Annotated in this window: 15 protein-coding genes; 10 read left to right on the top strand and 5 right to left on the bottom strand. The window is 66.1% G+C overall.

Annotated elements, in window-relative coordinates:
* Positions 1-11 precede the first annotated feature (11 nt).
* From iscU to iscX, 6 genes are all read left to right on the top strand, one after another.
* The gene (gene iscU, locus C936_RS0112635) at positions 12-422 is read left to right on the top strand and encodes a Fe-S cluster assembly scaffold IscU (protein WP_018138884.1); all 411 of its coding nucleotides are present in this window, start codon (positions 12-14) and stop codon (positions 420-422) included.
* 7 nt (positions 423-429) lie between these two features.
* Entirely contained in the window at positions 430-753 is a 324-nt protein-coding gene (gene iscA, locus C936_RS0112630) for an iron-sulfur cluster assembly protein IscA (RefSeq protein WP_018138883.1), read from the top strand.
* 118 nt (positions 754-871) lie between these two features.
* The gene (gene hscB, locus C936_RS0112625; RefSeq protein ID WP_018174410.1) at positions 872-1396 is read left to right on the top strand and encodes a Fe-S protein assembly co-chaperone HscB; all 525 of its coding nucleotides are present in this window, start codon (positions 872-874) and stop codon (positions 1394-1396) included.
* Between the two features lie 39 nt (positions 1397-1435).
* Positions 1436-3319, top strand: a complete 1884-nt coding sequence (gene hscA, locus C936_RS0112620; RefSeq protein WP_018174411.1) for a Fe-S protein assembly chaperone HscA — start codon at positions 1436-1438, stop codon at positions 3317-3319.
* 4 nt (positions 3320-3323) lie between these two features.
* Entirely contained in the window at positions 3324-3662 is a 339-nt protein-coding gene (gene fdx, locus C936_RS0112615; protein WP_018138880.1) for an ISC system 2Fe-2S type ferredoxin, read from the top strand.
* 10 nt (positions 3663-3672) lie between these two features.
* Entirely contained in the window at positions 3673-3876 is a 204-nt protein-coding gene (iscX, locus tag C936_RS0112610; RefSeq protein WP_018138879.1) for a Fe-S cluster assembly protein IscX, read from the top strand.
* 1 nt (position 3877) lies between these two features.
* Here iscX and C936_RS0112605 read toward each other — a convergent pair whose 3' ends face one another.
* Together C936_RS0112605 and C936_RS0112600 are read right to left on the bottom strand one after the other, a co-directional pair.
* A complete protein-coding gene (locus tag C936_RS0112605) occupies positions 3878-5695 on the bottom strand; it encodes an ABC transporter ATP-binding protein/permease (protein ID WP_018174412.1) in 1818 nt (605 codons plus the stop codon).
* On the bottom strand, positions 5696-6694 hold the full coding sequence (locus C936_RS0112600; protein WP_018174413.1) for a diguanylate cyclase: 999 nt from the start codon (positions 6692-6694) through the stop codon (positions 5696-5698).
* A 187-nt stretch (positions 6695-6881) separates the two neighbouring features.
* Here C936_RS0112600 and recQ point away from each other — a divergent pair, with 187 nt between their 5' ends.
* Both recQ and C936_RS0112590 read left to right on the top strand, forming a co-directional pair.
* Positions 6882-8762, top strand: a complete 1881-nt coding sequence (gene recQ / locus C936_RS0112595) for a DNA helicase RecQ (protein WP_018649344.1) — start codon at positions 6882-6884, stop codon at positions 8760-8762.
* Positions 8763-8818: 56 nt separating this feature from the next.
* Positions 8819-9574, top strand: a complete 756-nt coding sequence (locus C936_RS0112590) for a DUF3581 family protein (RefSeq protein WP_018138875.1) — start codon at positions 8819-8821, stop codon at positions 9572-9574.
* 33 nt (positions 9575-9607) lie between these two features.
* Here C936_RS0112590 and C936_RS0112585 read toward each other — a convergent pair whose 3' ends face one another.
* Positions 9608-9988, bottom strand: a complete 381-nt coding sequence (locus C936_RS0112585; RefSeq protein WP_018138874.1) for a DUF2237 family protein — start codon at positions 9986-9988, stop codon at positions 9608-9610.
* A gap of 228 nt (positions 9989-10216) precedes the next feature.
* Between C936_RS0112585 and C936_RS14800 the strand changes: the two genes are divergently transcribed.
* Positions 10217-10522: a hypothetical protein gene (locus C936_RS14800; RefSeq protein WP_081601208.1), complete on the top strand. Its 306-nt coding sequence runs from the start codon at positions 10217-10219 to the stop codon at positions 10520-10522.
* A gap of 18 nt (positions 10523-10540) precedes the next feature.
* Here C936_RS14800 and codB read toward each other — a convergent pair whose 3' ends face one another.
* Both codB and C936_RS0112575 read right to left on the bottom strand, forming a co-directional pair.
* A complete protein-coding gene (gene codB / locus C936_RS0112580) occupies positions 10541-11803 on the bottom strand; it encodes a cytosine permease (protein WP_018174415.1) in 1263 nt (420 codons plus the stop codon).
* A 46-nt stretch (positions 11804-11849) separates the two neighbouring features.
* Positions 11850-12428, bottom strand: coding sequence for an NAD(P)H-dependent oxidoreductase (locus C936_RS0112575; RefSeq protein ID WP_018174416.1), 579 nt, complete (start codon positions 12426-12428; stop codon positions 11850-11852).
* Positions 12429-12594: 166 nt separating this feature from the next.
* On the opposite strand from C936_RS0112575, the gene C936_RS0112570 reads away from it, so the two are divergent.
* Positions 12595-13542 (top strand): sodium-dependent bicarbonate transport family permease, encoded by a 948-nt coding sequence (locus C936_RS0112570; protein WP_018138871.1) that lies wholly within the window; start codon positions 12595-12597, stop codon positions 13540-13542.
* Positions 13543-13546 lie beyond the last annotated feature (4 nt).

Below are 13546 nucleotides of genomic sequence, written 5' to 3'. Positions count from 1 at the left end.
GGAGAACGGTCATGGCTTACAGTGACAAGGTTCTGGACCACTACGAAAATCCGCGCAACGTCGGCAGCTTCGACAAGAACGATGACTCCGTCGGTACCGGCATGGTCGGCGCCCCGGCCTGCGGCGATGTGATGAAGCTGCAGATCAAGGTCAACGACGAAGGCGTGATCGAAGACGCCAAGTTCAAGACCTACGGCTGTGGCTCCGCCATCGCCTCCAGTTCGCTGCTCACCGAATGGGTGCGCGGCAAGACCCTGGACGAGGCCAGCCAGATCAAGAATACGCAGATTGCGGAAGAACTGGCCCTGCCGCCGGTGAAGATCCATTGCTCCGTGCTGGCCGAGGACGCGATCAAGGCAGCCATCTCCAACTATCAGGAGCGGCACGGTCAGGACGAGCAGGCCGAGCAGAAGACCGCCTGAGGTGTCTATGGCGATTACACTGACCGAACCGGCAGCCGAGCGCATCCAGAGCTTTCTTGCCCAGCGTGGCAAGGGTGTGGGCGTGCGCCTCGGGGTCAGGACGACCGGCTGCTCGGGCATGGCCTACGTGGTCGAGTTCGCCGACGATATCGAGGACACCGACACGGTGTTCGAGGATCGTGGCATCAAGTTGGTGGTCAACCCGAAGTCGCTCGTCTATCTGGATGGCACCGAGCTGGATTTCGGCAAGGAAGGCCTGAACGAGGGTTTCAGGTTCAATAACCCGAACGAGAAGGCCCGGTGCGGCTGCGGTGAAAGCTTCAGTATCTGACTGATGCACGCATCCGGGGTGGTGCATGGTGGTTGCCTGGCAGCCACTGTCCCACCCCGTTTTGCGTTGGGCGCCCGTGCCCGATGCCAGCCTCTTGTTGCGAGGACCACAGGACGTCATGACCGACCCCTTCGAGCAGTTCGACTTGCCGGTCGCTTTCGAGATCGACCGTCAGCAGCTGGCCGAGCGCTTCAAGCGCCTGCAGGCCGAGCTGCACCCCGACCGCTTCGTGCGTCAGGGCGACCAGGCGCGGCGCATGGCTGCGGCGATGGCGGCCGATGTCAACGAGGCCTATGCCATTCTCGACGACGACTACCGCCGTGCGGTGGCCTTGCTGGAGCGCGGTGGGATTGCGTTCGATGCAGAACGCGATACCAGCCAGAACATCGAGTTCATCGAGGCCCAGATCGAGTGGCGTGAACGCCTGGAAGAGGCCGAATCCGCCGGCGACCGCGAGGAACTGGACGCGGTGGGGATGGAGCTGGAAAAGGCCCGCGACGAAGCGCGCTCGAAGGTCGCCGAGGCTCTGGCCGATCCGACATCGCCCGGGGCACAGGCCAAGGATCGCGTGCTCGAGCTGCGCTTTTTCGACCGCCTGCTGGCCGAGCTGAAACGAACCCGACAGAACCTGGCGCGCGGCTAGTCCATAACCAGCCGCGGCCTCCAAAGGAGCCGATTTTCGATGGCGTTACTGCAGATCACCGAACCCGGAGCCGACTCCGCCCCGCACCGGCGGCACCTGGCAGCCGGGATCGACCTCGGCACCACGCATTCGCTGGTCGCCACCGTGCGCAGTGGTGTGGCCGACACCCTGCCGGACGAGCAGGGCCGGCATATCCTGCCTTCTGTGGTGCACTACGCGCCGGATGCGGTAAGCGTCGGGCACGCGGCGGCCGAGCATGCGGCAGATGATCCGCACAACACCATTGCTTCGGTCAAGCGTTTGATCGGGCGCGGTGCGGCGGATGTGGCCACGCTGTCCGGCGAGCTGCCGTTTCGGCTGAAGACCGGGGACTCCAGCGTTCCTCGGATCGAGACGGCGGCCGGGGACAAGACGGCGGTGGAGGTCTCGGCCGACATCCTCAATACCCTGCGCGAACGCGCCGAAGCCACGCTTGGTGACGAGCTGGAAGGCGTGGTCATTACCGTGCCCGCGTACTTCGACGACCCCCAGCGCCAGGCGACGCGCGATGCGGCGCAACTGGCGGGCCTGAACGTCCTGCGCCTGATCAGCGAGCCGACCGCCGCGGCCGTGGCCTACGGCCTGGACCAGGGCGAAGAGAGCACGATTGCGGTCTATGACCTGGGCGGCGGGACCTTCGATATCTCCATCCTGCAATTGCGCCGGGGCGTGTTCGAGGTGCTGGCTACCGGGGGCGATTCCGCCCTGGGTGGTGATGATATCGACCGCGCGATCGCCGACTGGCTGCTGAATCAGGCCGGGATGACCGGCGAGACCGATCCGCAGCGCCTGCGCCGTGTGCTGCTGGCCGCGCGCGAGGCCAAGGAGGCCCTGACCGACGCCGAGAGCACCCGCGTCGAGGTCGTGCGCGCCGATGGCTCGACCTACACGGCGGAGCTTGACCGTGTGACGTTGGTCGATCTGGCCAGGCCCCTGCTGGATCGCACGATGGTTGCCTGCCGCCAGGTGCTGGAAGATGCCGACCTGGCGCTGGACGCGATCGACGAGGTGGTGCTGGTGGGTGGTTCCACGCGCATGCCGGCCGTACGCGAGGCGGTGGAGCAGTTCTTTGGTCGCGCGCCGCACGCCGGGATCGATCCCGACCGCGTGGTGGCGATCGGGGCCGCCCAGCAGGCGGACATCCTGGCCGGCAACAAGCCGGATACCGAACTCCTGCTGCTGGATGTGATCCCGCTGTCGCTGGGGCTGGAGACGATGGGGGGGCTGGTCGAGTTCATCATCCCCCGCAACACCACGATCCCGGCCACCCGCGCGCAGGACTTCACCACCTTCAAGGATGGCCAGACCGCGATGTCGCTGCACGTGGTGCAGGGCGAACGCGATGTGGTCGATGCCAACCGCTCGCTGGCGCGCTTCACCCTGTCCGGAATCCCGCCGATGGTGGCCGGGGCCGCGCGCATCCGCGTGACCTTCCAGGTCGATGCCGACGGGCTGCTGAACGTGACCGCGCGCGAGCAGACCCAGGGCGTGGAGGCGCATATCGAGGTCAAGCCCAGCTACGGCCTGACCGACAGCGAGATCGAACAGATGTTGCGCGATTCCGCCTCCTCCGCGCGCGAGGACATGGAGGCGCGGCGCCTGCGCGAGGAGCAGGTCGAGGCCGACCGCGTGCTCGAGGCGCTGGATGCCGCGCTGGAGACGGACGGCGATCGCTACCTCGAGGCCGAGGAGCGCCAGACCATCGAGCAGGCGCGCGATGCGCTGCGCGCCGAACGCGAGAAGGGTGCCGATCCCGACGCCATCGAGGCAGCGCGCAAGCGCGTGGAACAGGCCTCCGAGGCCTTTGTCGCGCGGCGCATGAATGACAGCATCCGGCGCGCGCTCGCCGGACACAACGTTAGCGAATACGACGCAGGGAACTGACAACATGCCCCAGGTAATCTTTCTGCCCCACGAGGAAATCTGCCCGGAGGGGGCCTCCATCGAGGCCGAGCCGGGCATCAGCATCTGCGATCTCGCCCTGAAAAACGGGATCGAGATCGAGCATGCCTGCGAGAAGTCCTGCGCCTGTACCACCTGTCACGTCTATGTACGCGAGGGCTTCGACACCCTCGAGGAGCCGACCGAGGACGAGGAAGACATGCTGGACAAGGCCTGGGGTCTGGAGCCGGACTCCCGACTGTCCTGTCAGGCGATCGTGGCCGACACCGATCTGGTGGTCGAGCTGCCGAAATACACCATCAACCAGGTCTCCGAGAACCACTGAGGGCACGGCTATGAAGTGGACCGATACCCAGGAAATCGCGATCCAGCTGGCGGACGAACACCCGGACGTGGACCCGCGCAACATCAACTTCATGGACCTGCGCCAGTGGGTCATGGAGCTGCCGGAGTTCGACGACGACCCGAACCGTTCCGGCGAGCGCATCCTCGAGGCGATCCAGGCCGCCTGGATGGAAGAGGCCGACGTCGACGACTGAGCTATTCGCCAGGCGTCGCCGGATGGGGCTGTTCGGCCTCTTCCTGCTGGTGGCGCCATAGCCGCGCGTAGGCACCTTTGAGGGCCAGCAACTCGCGGTGTGTGCCGCGTTCGACCACGTGGCCGTGCTCCATGACCGCGATCTGTTCGGCGTCGATCACCGTCGACAGCCGATGCGCGATCACGAGCGTGGTGCGCCGTGCCGAGACCTCGTTCAGCGCGCGCAGGATCGCCTTCTCCGAGCCCGAATCCAGCGACGAGGTCGCCTCGTCGAAGACCAGGATCGGTGGGTCCTTCAGCAGCATGCGGGCGATCGCGATCCGCTGTTTCTCCCCGCCCGAGACCTTCAGCCCCCGTTCCCCGACAACCGTATCCAGCCCGTCCGGCAGTTGTGCGATGAAGTCGTCCAGGTGTGCGAGGCGCACTGCGCGACGAATCGCCTCCTCGTCCGCGCCTGGCTGGCCGTAGGCGACGTTGTAGCGGATGGTGTCGTTGAACAGCACGGTGTCCTGCGGCACCACGCCGATGGCCCGGCGCAGACTAGCCTGCGTCACCTCGCGGATGTCCTGCCCGTCGATCGTGATGCGCCCGCCGTCCACGTCGTAGAAGCGGAACAGCAGGCGCGCCAGGGTGGATTTGCCGGCGCCGCTGGGGCCGACGACGGCCAGCTTGTGACCGGCCGGGATCTCCAGCGAGACGTCCTCGAGGATGCGCCGGTTGGCGTGATAGCCGAATTCCACATGCTCGAAGCGCACCGTGCCCGCCCGGACTTCTAGATCGGGGGCATCCGGGCGGTTCTCCACCTGAACCGGTTTTTCCAGCAGGCCGAACAGCCGCTCGATGTTGGCCAGTGACTGGCGAATCTCGCGATAGACGAAGCCGAGGAAGTTCAGCGGCATGAACAGCTGGATCATGTAGGCGTTGACCATCACCAGATCGCCCAGCGACATCTCGCCGGCGGCTACCTGGCGCGTGGCCAGGAGCATGATCACGGTAATCGCGGCGGCGATGATCAGGGCCTGTCCGGAGTTCAGCAGCACCAGCGACAGGACGTTCTTGGTGCGCGCCTGTTCCCAGGCGGCCAGCCCGCGGTCGTAGCGCTCGGCCTCGAAGGCCTCGTTGCCGAAGTACTTGACCGTCTCGTAGTTGAGCAGGCTGTCGATCGCGCGGGTGTTGGACTCGTTGTCGCGCAGATTCGCCTCGCGCACGAAGCGCGTGCGCCATTCGGTGATCCAGATCGAGAACGCGATGTAGACCGCGACCGCCACCAGCACCGTGACCATGAACACCGGCCCCACCGCGACCAGCAGGATCAGCGCGACCAGCGCGATCTCGATCAGGGTCGGCAGGATGTTGAATACGGTAAAGCGCAGCAGGAAGCTCATGCCGCTGGTGCCGCGCTCGATGTCGCGCGCCAGACCACCCGTCTCGCGCGCGAGGTGAAAACCCAGCTCCAGCCGGTGCAGGTGCTGGAACACGCGCAGCGAGGCGCGGCGCATCGCGCGTTCCGCCACGCGCACGAATACCGCGTCGCGCAGCTCGCCGAACAGCGTGCTGCCAAAGCGCAACAGACCGTAGCCGATCACCAGGGCCACCGGTACGGCGACCAGTGCCTCGGTACCGGCGTCCTCGAAGTGCTCGACGATGTACTTCAGCGCCAGCGGGATCGCGACCGTGGCCAGCTTGGCCAGGCCCATCAGCACAAGCGCCAGGATCAGCCGTCCGCGAAACTCCGCCAGATAGGGGAGCAGGCTCTTGAGGATGCGCCAGTTCACCGCCCCGGGGGGCGGTGCATCCGGATGCGCCGTGTGCCCACGCATTCAGGCGGTTTCGACGCGGTTGCGGTTGGCGCGCTTGGCCGCGTACAGCGCCTCGTCCGCGCGCGCGATCAGGTTCTCGGCCGACTCCCCCGGCTGGTGGCCGGTAACCCCGAAGCTCGCGGTCAGCGGTGGGGCGGTCCCGAAGTCATGTGCCTCGATCGCATGGCGCAGGGCCTCGGCGAGATTCGCGGCCTGTTCGGCTGTGGTGTTCGGGCAGAGGATCAGGAACTCCTCGCCACCCCAGCGTGCGGCAGTATCGGAGCTGCGAATGCGGTCGCGCAGCAGGTGTCCGGTCTCGCGCAGGACATGGTCGCCGCGAGCGTGCCCCTGCTGGTCATTGATGGTCTTGAAGTGATCCAGGTCCATCAGGATCGCGGTCAGAGGGCTCGCGTCCCGGCGGGCCTGCAGGATCGCTTCCTCGAGGGCATGGTTACCCTTCAGGCGGTTGTGCAGCCCCGTCAGGGGGTCGGTGGTGGCCAGGCGCTCCAGGTGCTCCTGAGCGGCCTCGAGATCCCGCGTGCGTTCGCTGACCATGCGATCAAGGACCTGGGCGCGGTCCTCCAACTCCTTGATCGGGTAGGGCTCGTCGGCCCCGTGGACAGTGGTGGGGAACGAGCCGTGCAGGTGCGCCAGACGCCAGCCGTCGTCGGTGCGTCGAAAAACCAGGCTGCCCCTCAACTCGTTGAGCCTGATCTGTTGTCCGTGGATCCGGGTGTGCATCGCGAACGTGATCATCGCGATCGCGACCTCCGGATGCGGAAAGGTCACGTGCTCGTGCTGGATCATGTAGTCGAAGGGCTCCGGGGCCTGCTCGATATCGCGCCGAATGATCGAAGCGGCCTCGTCGGGCGAGAACGCCGCCTCGTCCATGCCGGTTCCGAAACCACAGACGGTTTCGGCGTTAAGTGCTATCACCTCGTTTGCATCCCGGTGCCGCAACCAGGCATCCAGGTACTCGCGGACCGCGCTGCGGACTTCCTCGTCAACCGAATTGCGCATGCTTTCGGACCATCACGTCTGGTGGTGGATACGGGTCGGGCGGGGTGATGCCCAATGTACACGGTGGCAGTTGATTCGTACCAGTCGCGACGGAAGAGAGCGCCCCGGCGGGTCGGGCAGTTTCGAGGCTTGCAGCTTCCGCTGGCATTCGGCAGGCTTCGGAGTTTGCCAGTCCCTGGAGTTTCTTTTGGAACCGACACGTCTCGCCGCCGGGCACGCGCAGGGAAGCGCCCCGGCCATTGCGCCGCTGGACATCCTGCGCGAGACCTTCGGCTATTCCGATTTTCGTGGCCAGCAACAGGCGGTCATCGAGCATGTGATCGCCGGTGGCGATGCCGTGGTGCTGATGCCCACTGGTGGTGGCAAGTCGCTTTGCTACCAGGTGCCGGCGCTGGCCCGCCCGGGCTGTGCGGTCGTGATTTCGCCGCTGATTGCGCTGATGCAGGATCAGGTGGCGGCCTTGCGCCAGAACGGGGTGGCCGCGGCCAGCCTGGATTCCGGTCAGGACGCCGAGACCGCGCGCGGTGTGCTGGCCGCACTCCATGCGGGCGAACTGGATCTCCTGTACCTGTCCCCGGAACGGCTGTTTGCCTCGGGCATGCTGGAGCGTTTGCAGGGGATCGAGCTGGCCCTGTTCGCGATCGACGAGGCGCACTGCGTTTCCCAGTGGGGTCACGACTTCCGCCCGGAATACGGCCAGCTCGCGGTGCTGGCCGAACACTTCCCGGATGTCCCGCGCATGGCGCTGACCGCCACGGCCGACGGGCCGACTCGCCAGGAGATCCGCGAACGGCTAAGGCTGGAACAGGCCCGCGCGTTCATCAGTTCCTTCGACCGCCCCAACATCCGCTATCGTGTGGCTCAGGCCGATGGCGGGCGCGGGGGCACGCCGCGCGACCGCCTGCTGCGCTTTATCCGTGAGGAGCACGCCGGCGAGGCGGGCATCGTCTATTGCCTGTCGCGCAAGAAGGTCGACGCCCTGGCCGAGTGGCTGGCGGAGCAGGGGATTCCCGCGCTGCCCTACCATGCGGGCCTCTCGGCGCGGACCCGCGCGGAAAACCAGACCCGCTTCCTGCGCGAAGAGGGCGTGATCATGGTGGCCACGATCGCGTTCGGCATGGGGATCGACAAACCCAACGTGCGGTTCGTCGCGCACATGAACCTGCCCAAGAGCCTGGAGGGGTACTACCAGGAGACCGGGCGCGCGGGGCGCGACGGGCTGCCGGCCAATGCCTGGATGGTCTACGGCCTGCAGGACGTGGTCACCCTGCGCCAGATGCTGGAGGGCTCGCAGGCCGGCCCGGAGCGCCAGCGCATCGAGCAGCAGAAACTGGACGCGATGCTGGGGTTCTGCGAGATCACCAGCTGCCGCCGCCAGGCTCTGCTGGCGTACTTCGACGAACACATGCCGGAACCCTGCGGGACCTGCGACAACTGCACGGATCCGCCCGCGACCTGGGATGCCACTGTGCCGGTTCAGAAGCTTTTGTCCTGCATCTACCGCACCGGCGAGCGCTTCGGGGCCGGGCATGTGATCGACGTGCTGCGGGGGTCTTCGAGCGAGCGCCTGCAGCGGCTCGGGCACGACCGGCTAAGTACCTACGGGATCGGCACCGAACTGGACAAGATGCAGTGGCGCGGGGTAGTGCGCCAGCTATTGGCCCGAGGTCTGCTGCGGCTGGATGACGAGGGCCACGGCGGCTTGCGCCTGGATCCGGCCTGCCGGGGCGTGCTGCGCGGGGAGGAGTCCATCCACCTGCGCGAGGAGCAGGCCCGTCCGGCGCGGCAGGCCCGGCCCGCACGCCGCGACACAGCGCGCAGCGTATCCGCGATGGACCCGGAAGACCGGGGTCTGTGGGAGCGCCTGCGGGCGCTGCGCACGGACCTGGCGCGCGAGCAGGGGGTGCCGCCGTATGTGATCTTCTCCGACGCCACACTGCTGGAGATGGTGGCCAGCGCGCCGCGTACGCCCGAGGAGATGGCCGGGATTACCGGGGTGGGGCAGCACAAGCTCGAGCGCTACGGCGACGCGTTCATCCGGGCCATCGAGGGGCATTTCGGGCTATAGTGGTGCAAACGCCGGGACAGGCCCGATAACAAGACAACAACAGCCGGGGAGACCGCGTGAGCCATACCCCTTTTCTGAAAGATTTCTACGAACTCCGGGATGGCCAGGTGGTGGTTACCCCCGAGCAGGGTAGCGACTTCGCCAAGACGCTGGCGGGCGACTTCAACCCGATCCATGATGCCGACAACCGGCGTTTCTGTGTGCCCGGCGATCTGCTGTTTGCCCTGGTGCTGGATACCTTCGGCGCGAGCGCGAACATGCATTTTCGCTTCACCAGTATGGTGGGCGGACATGTGCCGCTGATCTTCCCGGACACCCCGGGCGATGCCTTCGCCATTACGGCAGACGGCGGCAAGAGCGTGATCGAGGTCGAGCGCTCCGGGCGTGTGATCGATGATCCGGATGTGATCGAATCGCTGATCCGCAGCTACGTCAGCTTCTCCGGGCAGAATTTCCCGCATGTGCTCGTGCCGCTGATGGAGGAGCACGGGGTGATGGTGAACCCCAAGCGCCCGCTGGTGATGTACGAGCGCATGGGCTTCAGCCTGCCGGAGCCGCTGGCCGCAACGGCCGGTGTCCCGGAACCGCGGCTCAAGGATGCGGTGATGACCGTCAACGGCAAGCGCGGCGAGATCCGCCTCGACTACGAGCTGGTGATCGACCAGGCCGTCGTGGCCGAAGGCAGCAAGCATCTGGTGCTGAGCGGCCTGCGCCCGTACGACGCCGCGGACGTCGAACAACTGGTGGCCGACTACGAGAGCTGGAAGGCCGCCTACAGCGGCGAGAGCCGTGCACGGCGGGTGGCCGGCTAGCTCCGCCGACTCCGCATCCTTCGGAGTCGCTATCTACTCGGCCGTATCGCGCGCGTGTTCGGCCAGGAGATCGCGCGGGATGATCGCCAGCGTCTCCTCGTGCGTGGCGCGCAGGAATACCCCGGGCGCACAGCCGGCCTTGTAGGCCTCCAGCCAGCGCCCCGCACAAAGACACCAGCGATCCCCGGCCTTCAGACCCGGAAACCCGAATGCCGGATTGGGTGTGCTTAGATCGTTTCCCCTGGCGCGCGAGTACTCCAGAAAATCCTCGGTCATCTCGGCACAGACGGTGTGAATGCCCTGGTCGTCATGGCCGGTCGCGCAGTCACCGTCGCGATAAAAGCCGGTGACGGGATCGGTGCCGCAGGGTTCCAGCGGGCGACCAAAGACGTTGCGGGACTCGAAGCGCTGCATCAGTCAGCATCTCCTGGTGAATGATCTACCTTGGCAGGATATCGAAGTCGTCAGCGTACCGAGTGGTTCCTGCACAGGGGATGAGAGTTCATCCTGGAACGACGGCGTAAGGTCTCGCGAAGCGACTGCATAGTGTGAAGGGATTGGCAGTTTTTCGGGTGTGCCGGAACGCCCGGGCCTTTCGCGCGGACTCACGGGCAGGAATCCACACAAGGAGTAGGTGACATGATGTCGACGAAACGTTGGGTATTGGCGGCGGCGCTGGGCGCCTTGTTCACGGTCGGCACCGCTCAGGCGCAACCGGGCCCCGGTGGCCCGCCGGGGGGCTCGCCCGGGGCCAGTGGTGGTACCCCGGCCGGAGGCAATCCGCCCCCGGGCCATGGCGGAACACCCCCGGGACAGCAGCGCGGTGGCAGCAGCCCGGACCTGCCCAAGCCGCCGCGTTCGTCCAGCCCGCCCTCGCCGGGGGATGGCCCGTTGCCGGATCCGTCCGACCTGCCGGAGCCGCCGACCCCGCCGACGCCTGATCTCTGATCAACCTTCCCGGATGGTTTAGCGATTCTCTGCCCGTCGCGCCCGCAGCGCGGCGGGCAGGGCCGGGTTCATCAGAACCGCATAGGCCGCGGTGGCGGCCACCACACCAACTAGTGGCGGCACGACGGGCGAGTAGTACGCGGCCGCCGAGCCGGCGGCGTAGGCCAGCAGCCCCGGCCAGTGAAAGCTCGGGAGCCGGGTGTTGGCCAGTTGTGGATACTGCCCCCGGTGGCGCAGCCAGTAATCGGCCATGATTACACCCCCCAGCGGCGGGATGAAGGTCCCCAGCAGGATCAGGAACGGCACCAGGTAGTCATACATCCCGGCCACCGCCAGTGCCGTGCCGATAGCGGCCCCGAGTACCGTCACCAGGCGCCTGCGTTGGGTGCGCAGCAGATTGCAACCGGCCACGCCGAAGTTGTAGATGGTGTTGTCCTGAGTACTCCAGATGTTCAGCAGCAGCATCAGCAGCGTGAAGGTCACGAACCCCTGCGCCAGCATCACGTGGACGATGTCCGCCTCGTGATAGATCAGCGCGCCCAGTGCGCCGGTCAGTACCATCAACCCATTTCCCAAGACGAAGGCCGCCAGGGTGGCGATCACCGCAATGCGGGGTGTGCGCGCGAAGCGGGTCCAGTTGGTCGCCAGTGTTGCGCCGCCGACAAACGTCCCGATCACGATGGTGAGCGCGGAGCCGAAGCCCATCTCTGTTTCCGGATCCTGCCCCAGCAGACCGCCGGGGCCGCCGACCTCGCCCACGCCAATGAACAGCGTGAACAGGATAAACAGCAGCATTACCGGCACGGCGACGCGGGAGAGCCAGTCGAGACCACGGTAGCCGATCATCGCGGTGATGCAGAAGGCGAAGCCGAACAGCACCATCAGTCCGACCTCCATGGGTTCGGGGAGGGCGGTGGTCTCGACCAGTATGATCGCAACCGTTGCGGTACCCCAGGCGTACCAGCCGATCTGGGTGAACGCGAGGATCACGTCGGAGAGCTTGCTGCCCCACTCGCCGAAGCAGAAGCGCCCCATCAGCACTGTGTGCAGCCCGCTCTTGCAGCCGATGTAGGCGAGTGTGGCCGCATAGGCTCCGAGCAGGAGATTCCCAAGCGCAATCACCACCATCAGTTCGCCGAAGCTGAAGGCGGTGCCGAGCGAGCCGCCGGCCCAGAGGGTCGAGGTGAAAAAGGTGAACCCGAACAGGACCACGGTCATGGACCAGAACCCCTTGCGGGCGTGGTCCGGTACTTCGCTCAGGGGGTGATCGTTGTGGTTCACACGCGTCCGTTGGCTGGGGGTCCGGGGGAGTGTACCGATGGTCGTGCTACTTCGCCTGACCTCCCAGCTCCCTCATTTTTTCCAGCCAGCGTTCGCGGCTAGCGGCATTGCCCCCGGACTGCCCGATCAGGGTGTGGCGCACGGGGCTGAAGCCGCAGAAAAGGAAGACGTTGCGCTCCAGGCTCCTCAGGCTGTGCGCGCGATAGAACCAGCGGTAGATCGGTGCCGGCATGCCCATGGTGACGACGATACGCACCGAGCGGCCCCTCAGCCGGGTATGGCGCAACTGGTTCATGTCGCCGTCACCCACAAAGGATGGCCGAAAGACCTGCTCCAGAAAGCCCTTGACCAGCGCCGGCATATCGCCCATCCACAGGGGGTAGACGAGCACCAGGTGGTTGGCGACCTCGATCAACTCCTGTGCCTCGAGGATCGCCGGGGGCACGGCCTCCTCCAGGAACTCGGCCTGGCTGCGCAGCAGCGGGAAGTCACGCTGGGCGATCGGGAACGCATCCACTGCGAGACCTGCACGCTCGGCACCCTCGCGGTAGGCGTCCGCCAGCGCATGGTCGAAGTGGCCTTCGGCCGGGTCCGGGTGGCCCTGCAGGATCAGGATGCGTGTCATCGGCCAGCCTCCGGCAGCTCGGGAACAAACCACTCATTACGAGCGTAGCCCATCACTGAAGCCGTCTGGCTTTACTGCCAGTAGCAGCGGCGGATCGATGCACATTGATTCGAGTTTGCCCTACGATATTCCGGGTGCTGCAGCGCAGTAACGGAGACGGGTGGAAATGGCTTTTGATCCGGTAGTTTTGTTCTTCCTGCTCGGGGCAATTGCCGGGCTGGCCAAGTCGGATCTCAAGATCCCGATGGCGATCTACGAGGCGCTGTCGATCTATCTGTTGCTGGCCATCGGGTTGCATGGCGGCGTGAAACTGGCCGAGAGCGAGTTGGTGCCGCTGATTCTGCCCGGCCTTGCGGTGCTGACGGTCGGGGCCCTGATCCCGCTGCTGGCGTTTCCAGTGCTGCGCTGGCTGGGGCATATGCCGCGCGCGGATTCGGCCTCTATCGCCGCGCACTACGGCTCGGTCAGTGTGGTGACGTTCTCGGTGGCGGTCGCCTTTCTCGCAGCCCGCGGGATCGACTACGAGGGTCACATGGTGGTCTTCCTCGTGCTGCTGGAGATGCCGGCGCTGGTGATCGGCATCCTGCTGGCACGCATGGGCACGAAGGGACCGGTGCAATGGGGCAAGACCATGCACGAGGTCTTTTTCGGCAAGAGCATCTTCCTGCTCGCCGGTGGGCTGGTGATCGGCTTCGTGGCCGGTCCCGAATTGATGGACCCACTGGAGCCGATGTTCTTCGATCTGTTCAAGGGCGTACTGGCCCTGTTTCTGCTGGAGATGGGGCTGGTCGCCTCCAGCCGGATCGCCGAGGTGCGCCAGTACGGGCTGTTCCTGGTGGTGTTCGCGATCGTGATGCCGGTGGTCTCGGCGATCCTCGGGATCCTGCTGGGCTGGGGCCTGGGCATGAGCCTGGGTGGTACGCTGCTGCTGGCTACCCTGTACGCGAGTGCGTCCTACATCGCCGCACCCGCGGCCATGCGCATCGCGGTACCCAAGGCCAACCCCGCGCTGTCGATCGGGGCCTCGCTGGGGGTCACCTTCCCGTTCAATATCTTCCTGGGCGTCCCGCTGTACTTCTGGATGACCCAGTGGCTCTACTCGCTGGGAGGCTAGGACA

Origin of the sequence: Thioalkalivibrio sp. ALJ4 (assembly GCF_000377225.1) — a bacterium.
Classification (GTDB): Bacteria; Pseudomonadota; Gammaproteobacteria; order Ectothiorhodospirales; family Ectothiorhodospiraceae; genus Thioalkalivibrio.
Note: the sequence above shows the minus strand (reverse complement) of the source record. Positions and strands in the feature narration are given on the sequence as shown.

What these genes read in the sequence shown, in the direction of transcription:
- fdx (WP_018138880.1), top strand. Translation starts at nt 3,324, where the DNA reads ATGCCCCAGGTAATCTTTCTGCCCCACGAGGAAATCTGCCCGGAGGGG.
- C936_RS0112575 (WP_018174416.1), bottom strand. Translation starts at nt 12,428, where the DNA reads ATGACACGCATCCTGATCCTGCAGGGCCACCCGGACCCGGCCGAAGGC.
- iscX (WP_018138879.1), top strand. Translation starts at nt 3,673, where the DNA reads ATGAAGTGGACCGATACCCAGGAAATCGCGATCCAGCTGGCGGACGAA.
- C936_RS0112570 (WP_018138871.1), top strand. Translation starts at nt 12,595, where the DNA reads ATGGCTTTTGATCCGGTAGTTTTGTTCTTCCTGCTCGGGGCAATTGCC.
- iscA (WP_018138883.1), top strand. Translation starts at nt 430, where the DNA reads ATGGCGATTACACTGACCGAACCGGCAGCCGAGCGCATCCAGAGCTTT.
- C936_RS0112600 (WP_018174413.1), bottom strand. Translation starts at nt 6,694, where the DNA reads ATGCGCAATTCGGTTGACGAGGAAGTCCGCAGCGCGGTCCGCGAGTAC.
- hscA (WP_018174411.1), top strand. Translation starts at nt 1,436, where the DNA reads ATGGCGTTACTGCAGATCACCGAACCCGGAGCCGACTCCGCCCCGCAC.
- hscB (WP_018174410.1), top strand. Translation starts at nt 872, where the DNA reads ATGACCGACCCCTTCGAGCAGTTCGACTTGCCGGTCGCTTTCGAGATC.
- C936_RS14800 (WP_081601208.1), top strand. Translation starts at nt 10,217, where the DNA reads ATGTCGACGAAACGTTGGGTATTGGCGGCGGCGCTGGGCGCCTTGTTC.
- C936_RS0112605 (WP_018174412.1), bottom strand. Translation starts at nt 5,695, where the DNA reads ATGCGTGGGCACACGGCGCATCCGGATGCACCGCCCCCCGGGGCGGTG.
- iscU (WP_018138884.1), top strand. Translation starts at nt 12, where the DNA reads ATGGCTTACAGTGACAAGGTTCTGGACCACTACGAAAATCCGCGCAAC.
- C936_RS0112585 (WP_018138874.1), bottom strand. Translation starts at nt 9,988, where the DNA reads ATGCAGCGCTTCGAGTCCCGCAACGTCTTTGGTCGCCCGCTGGAACCC.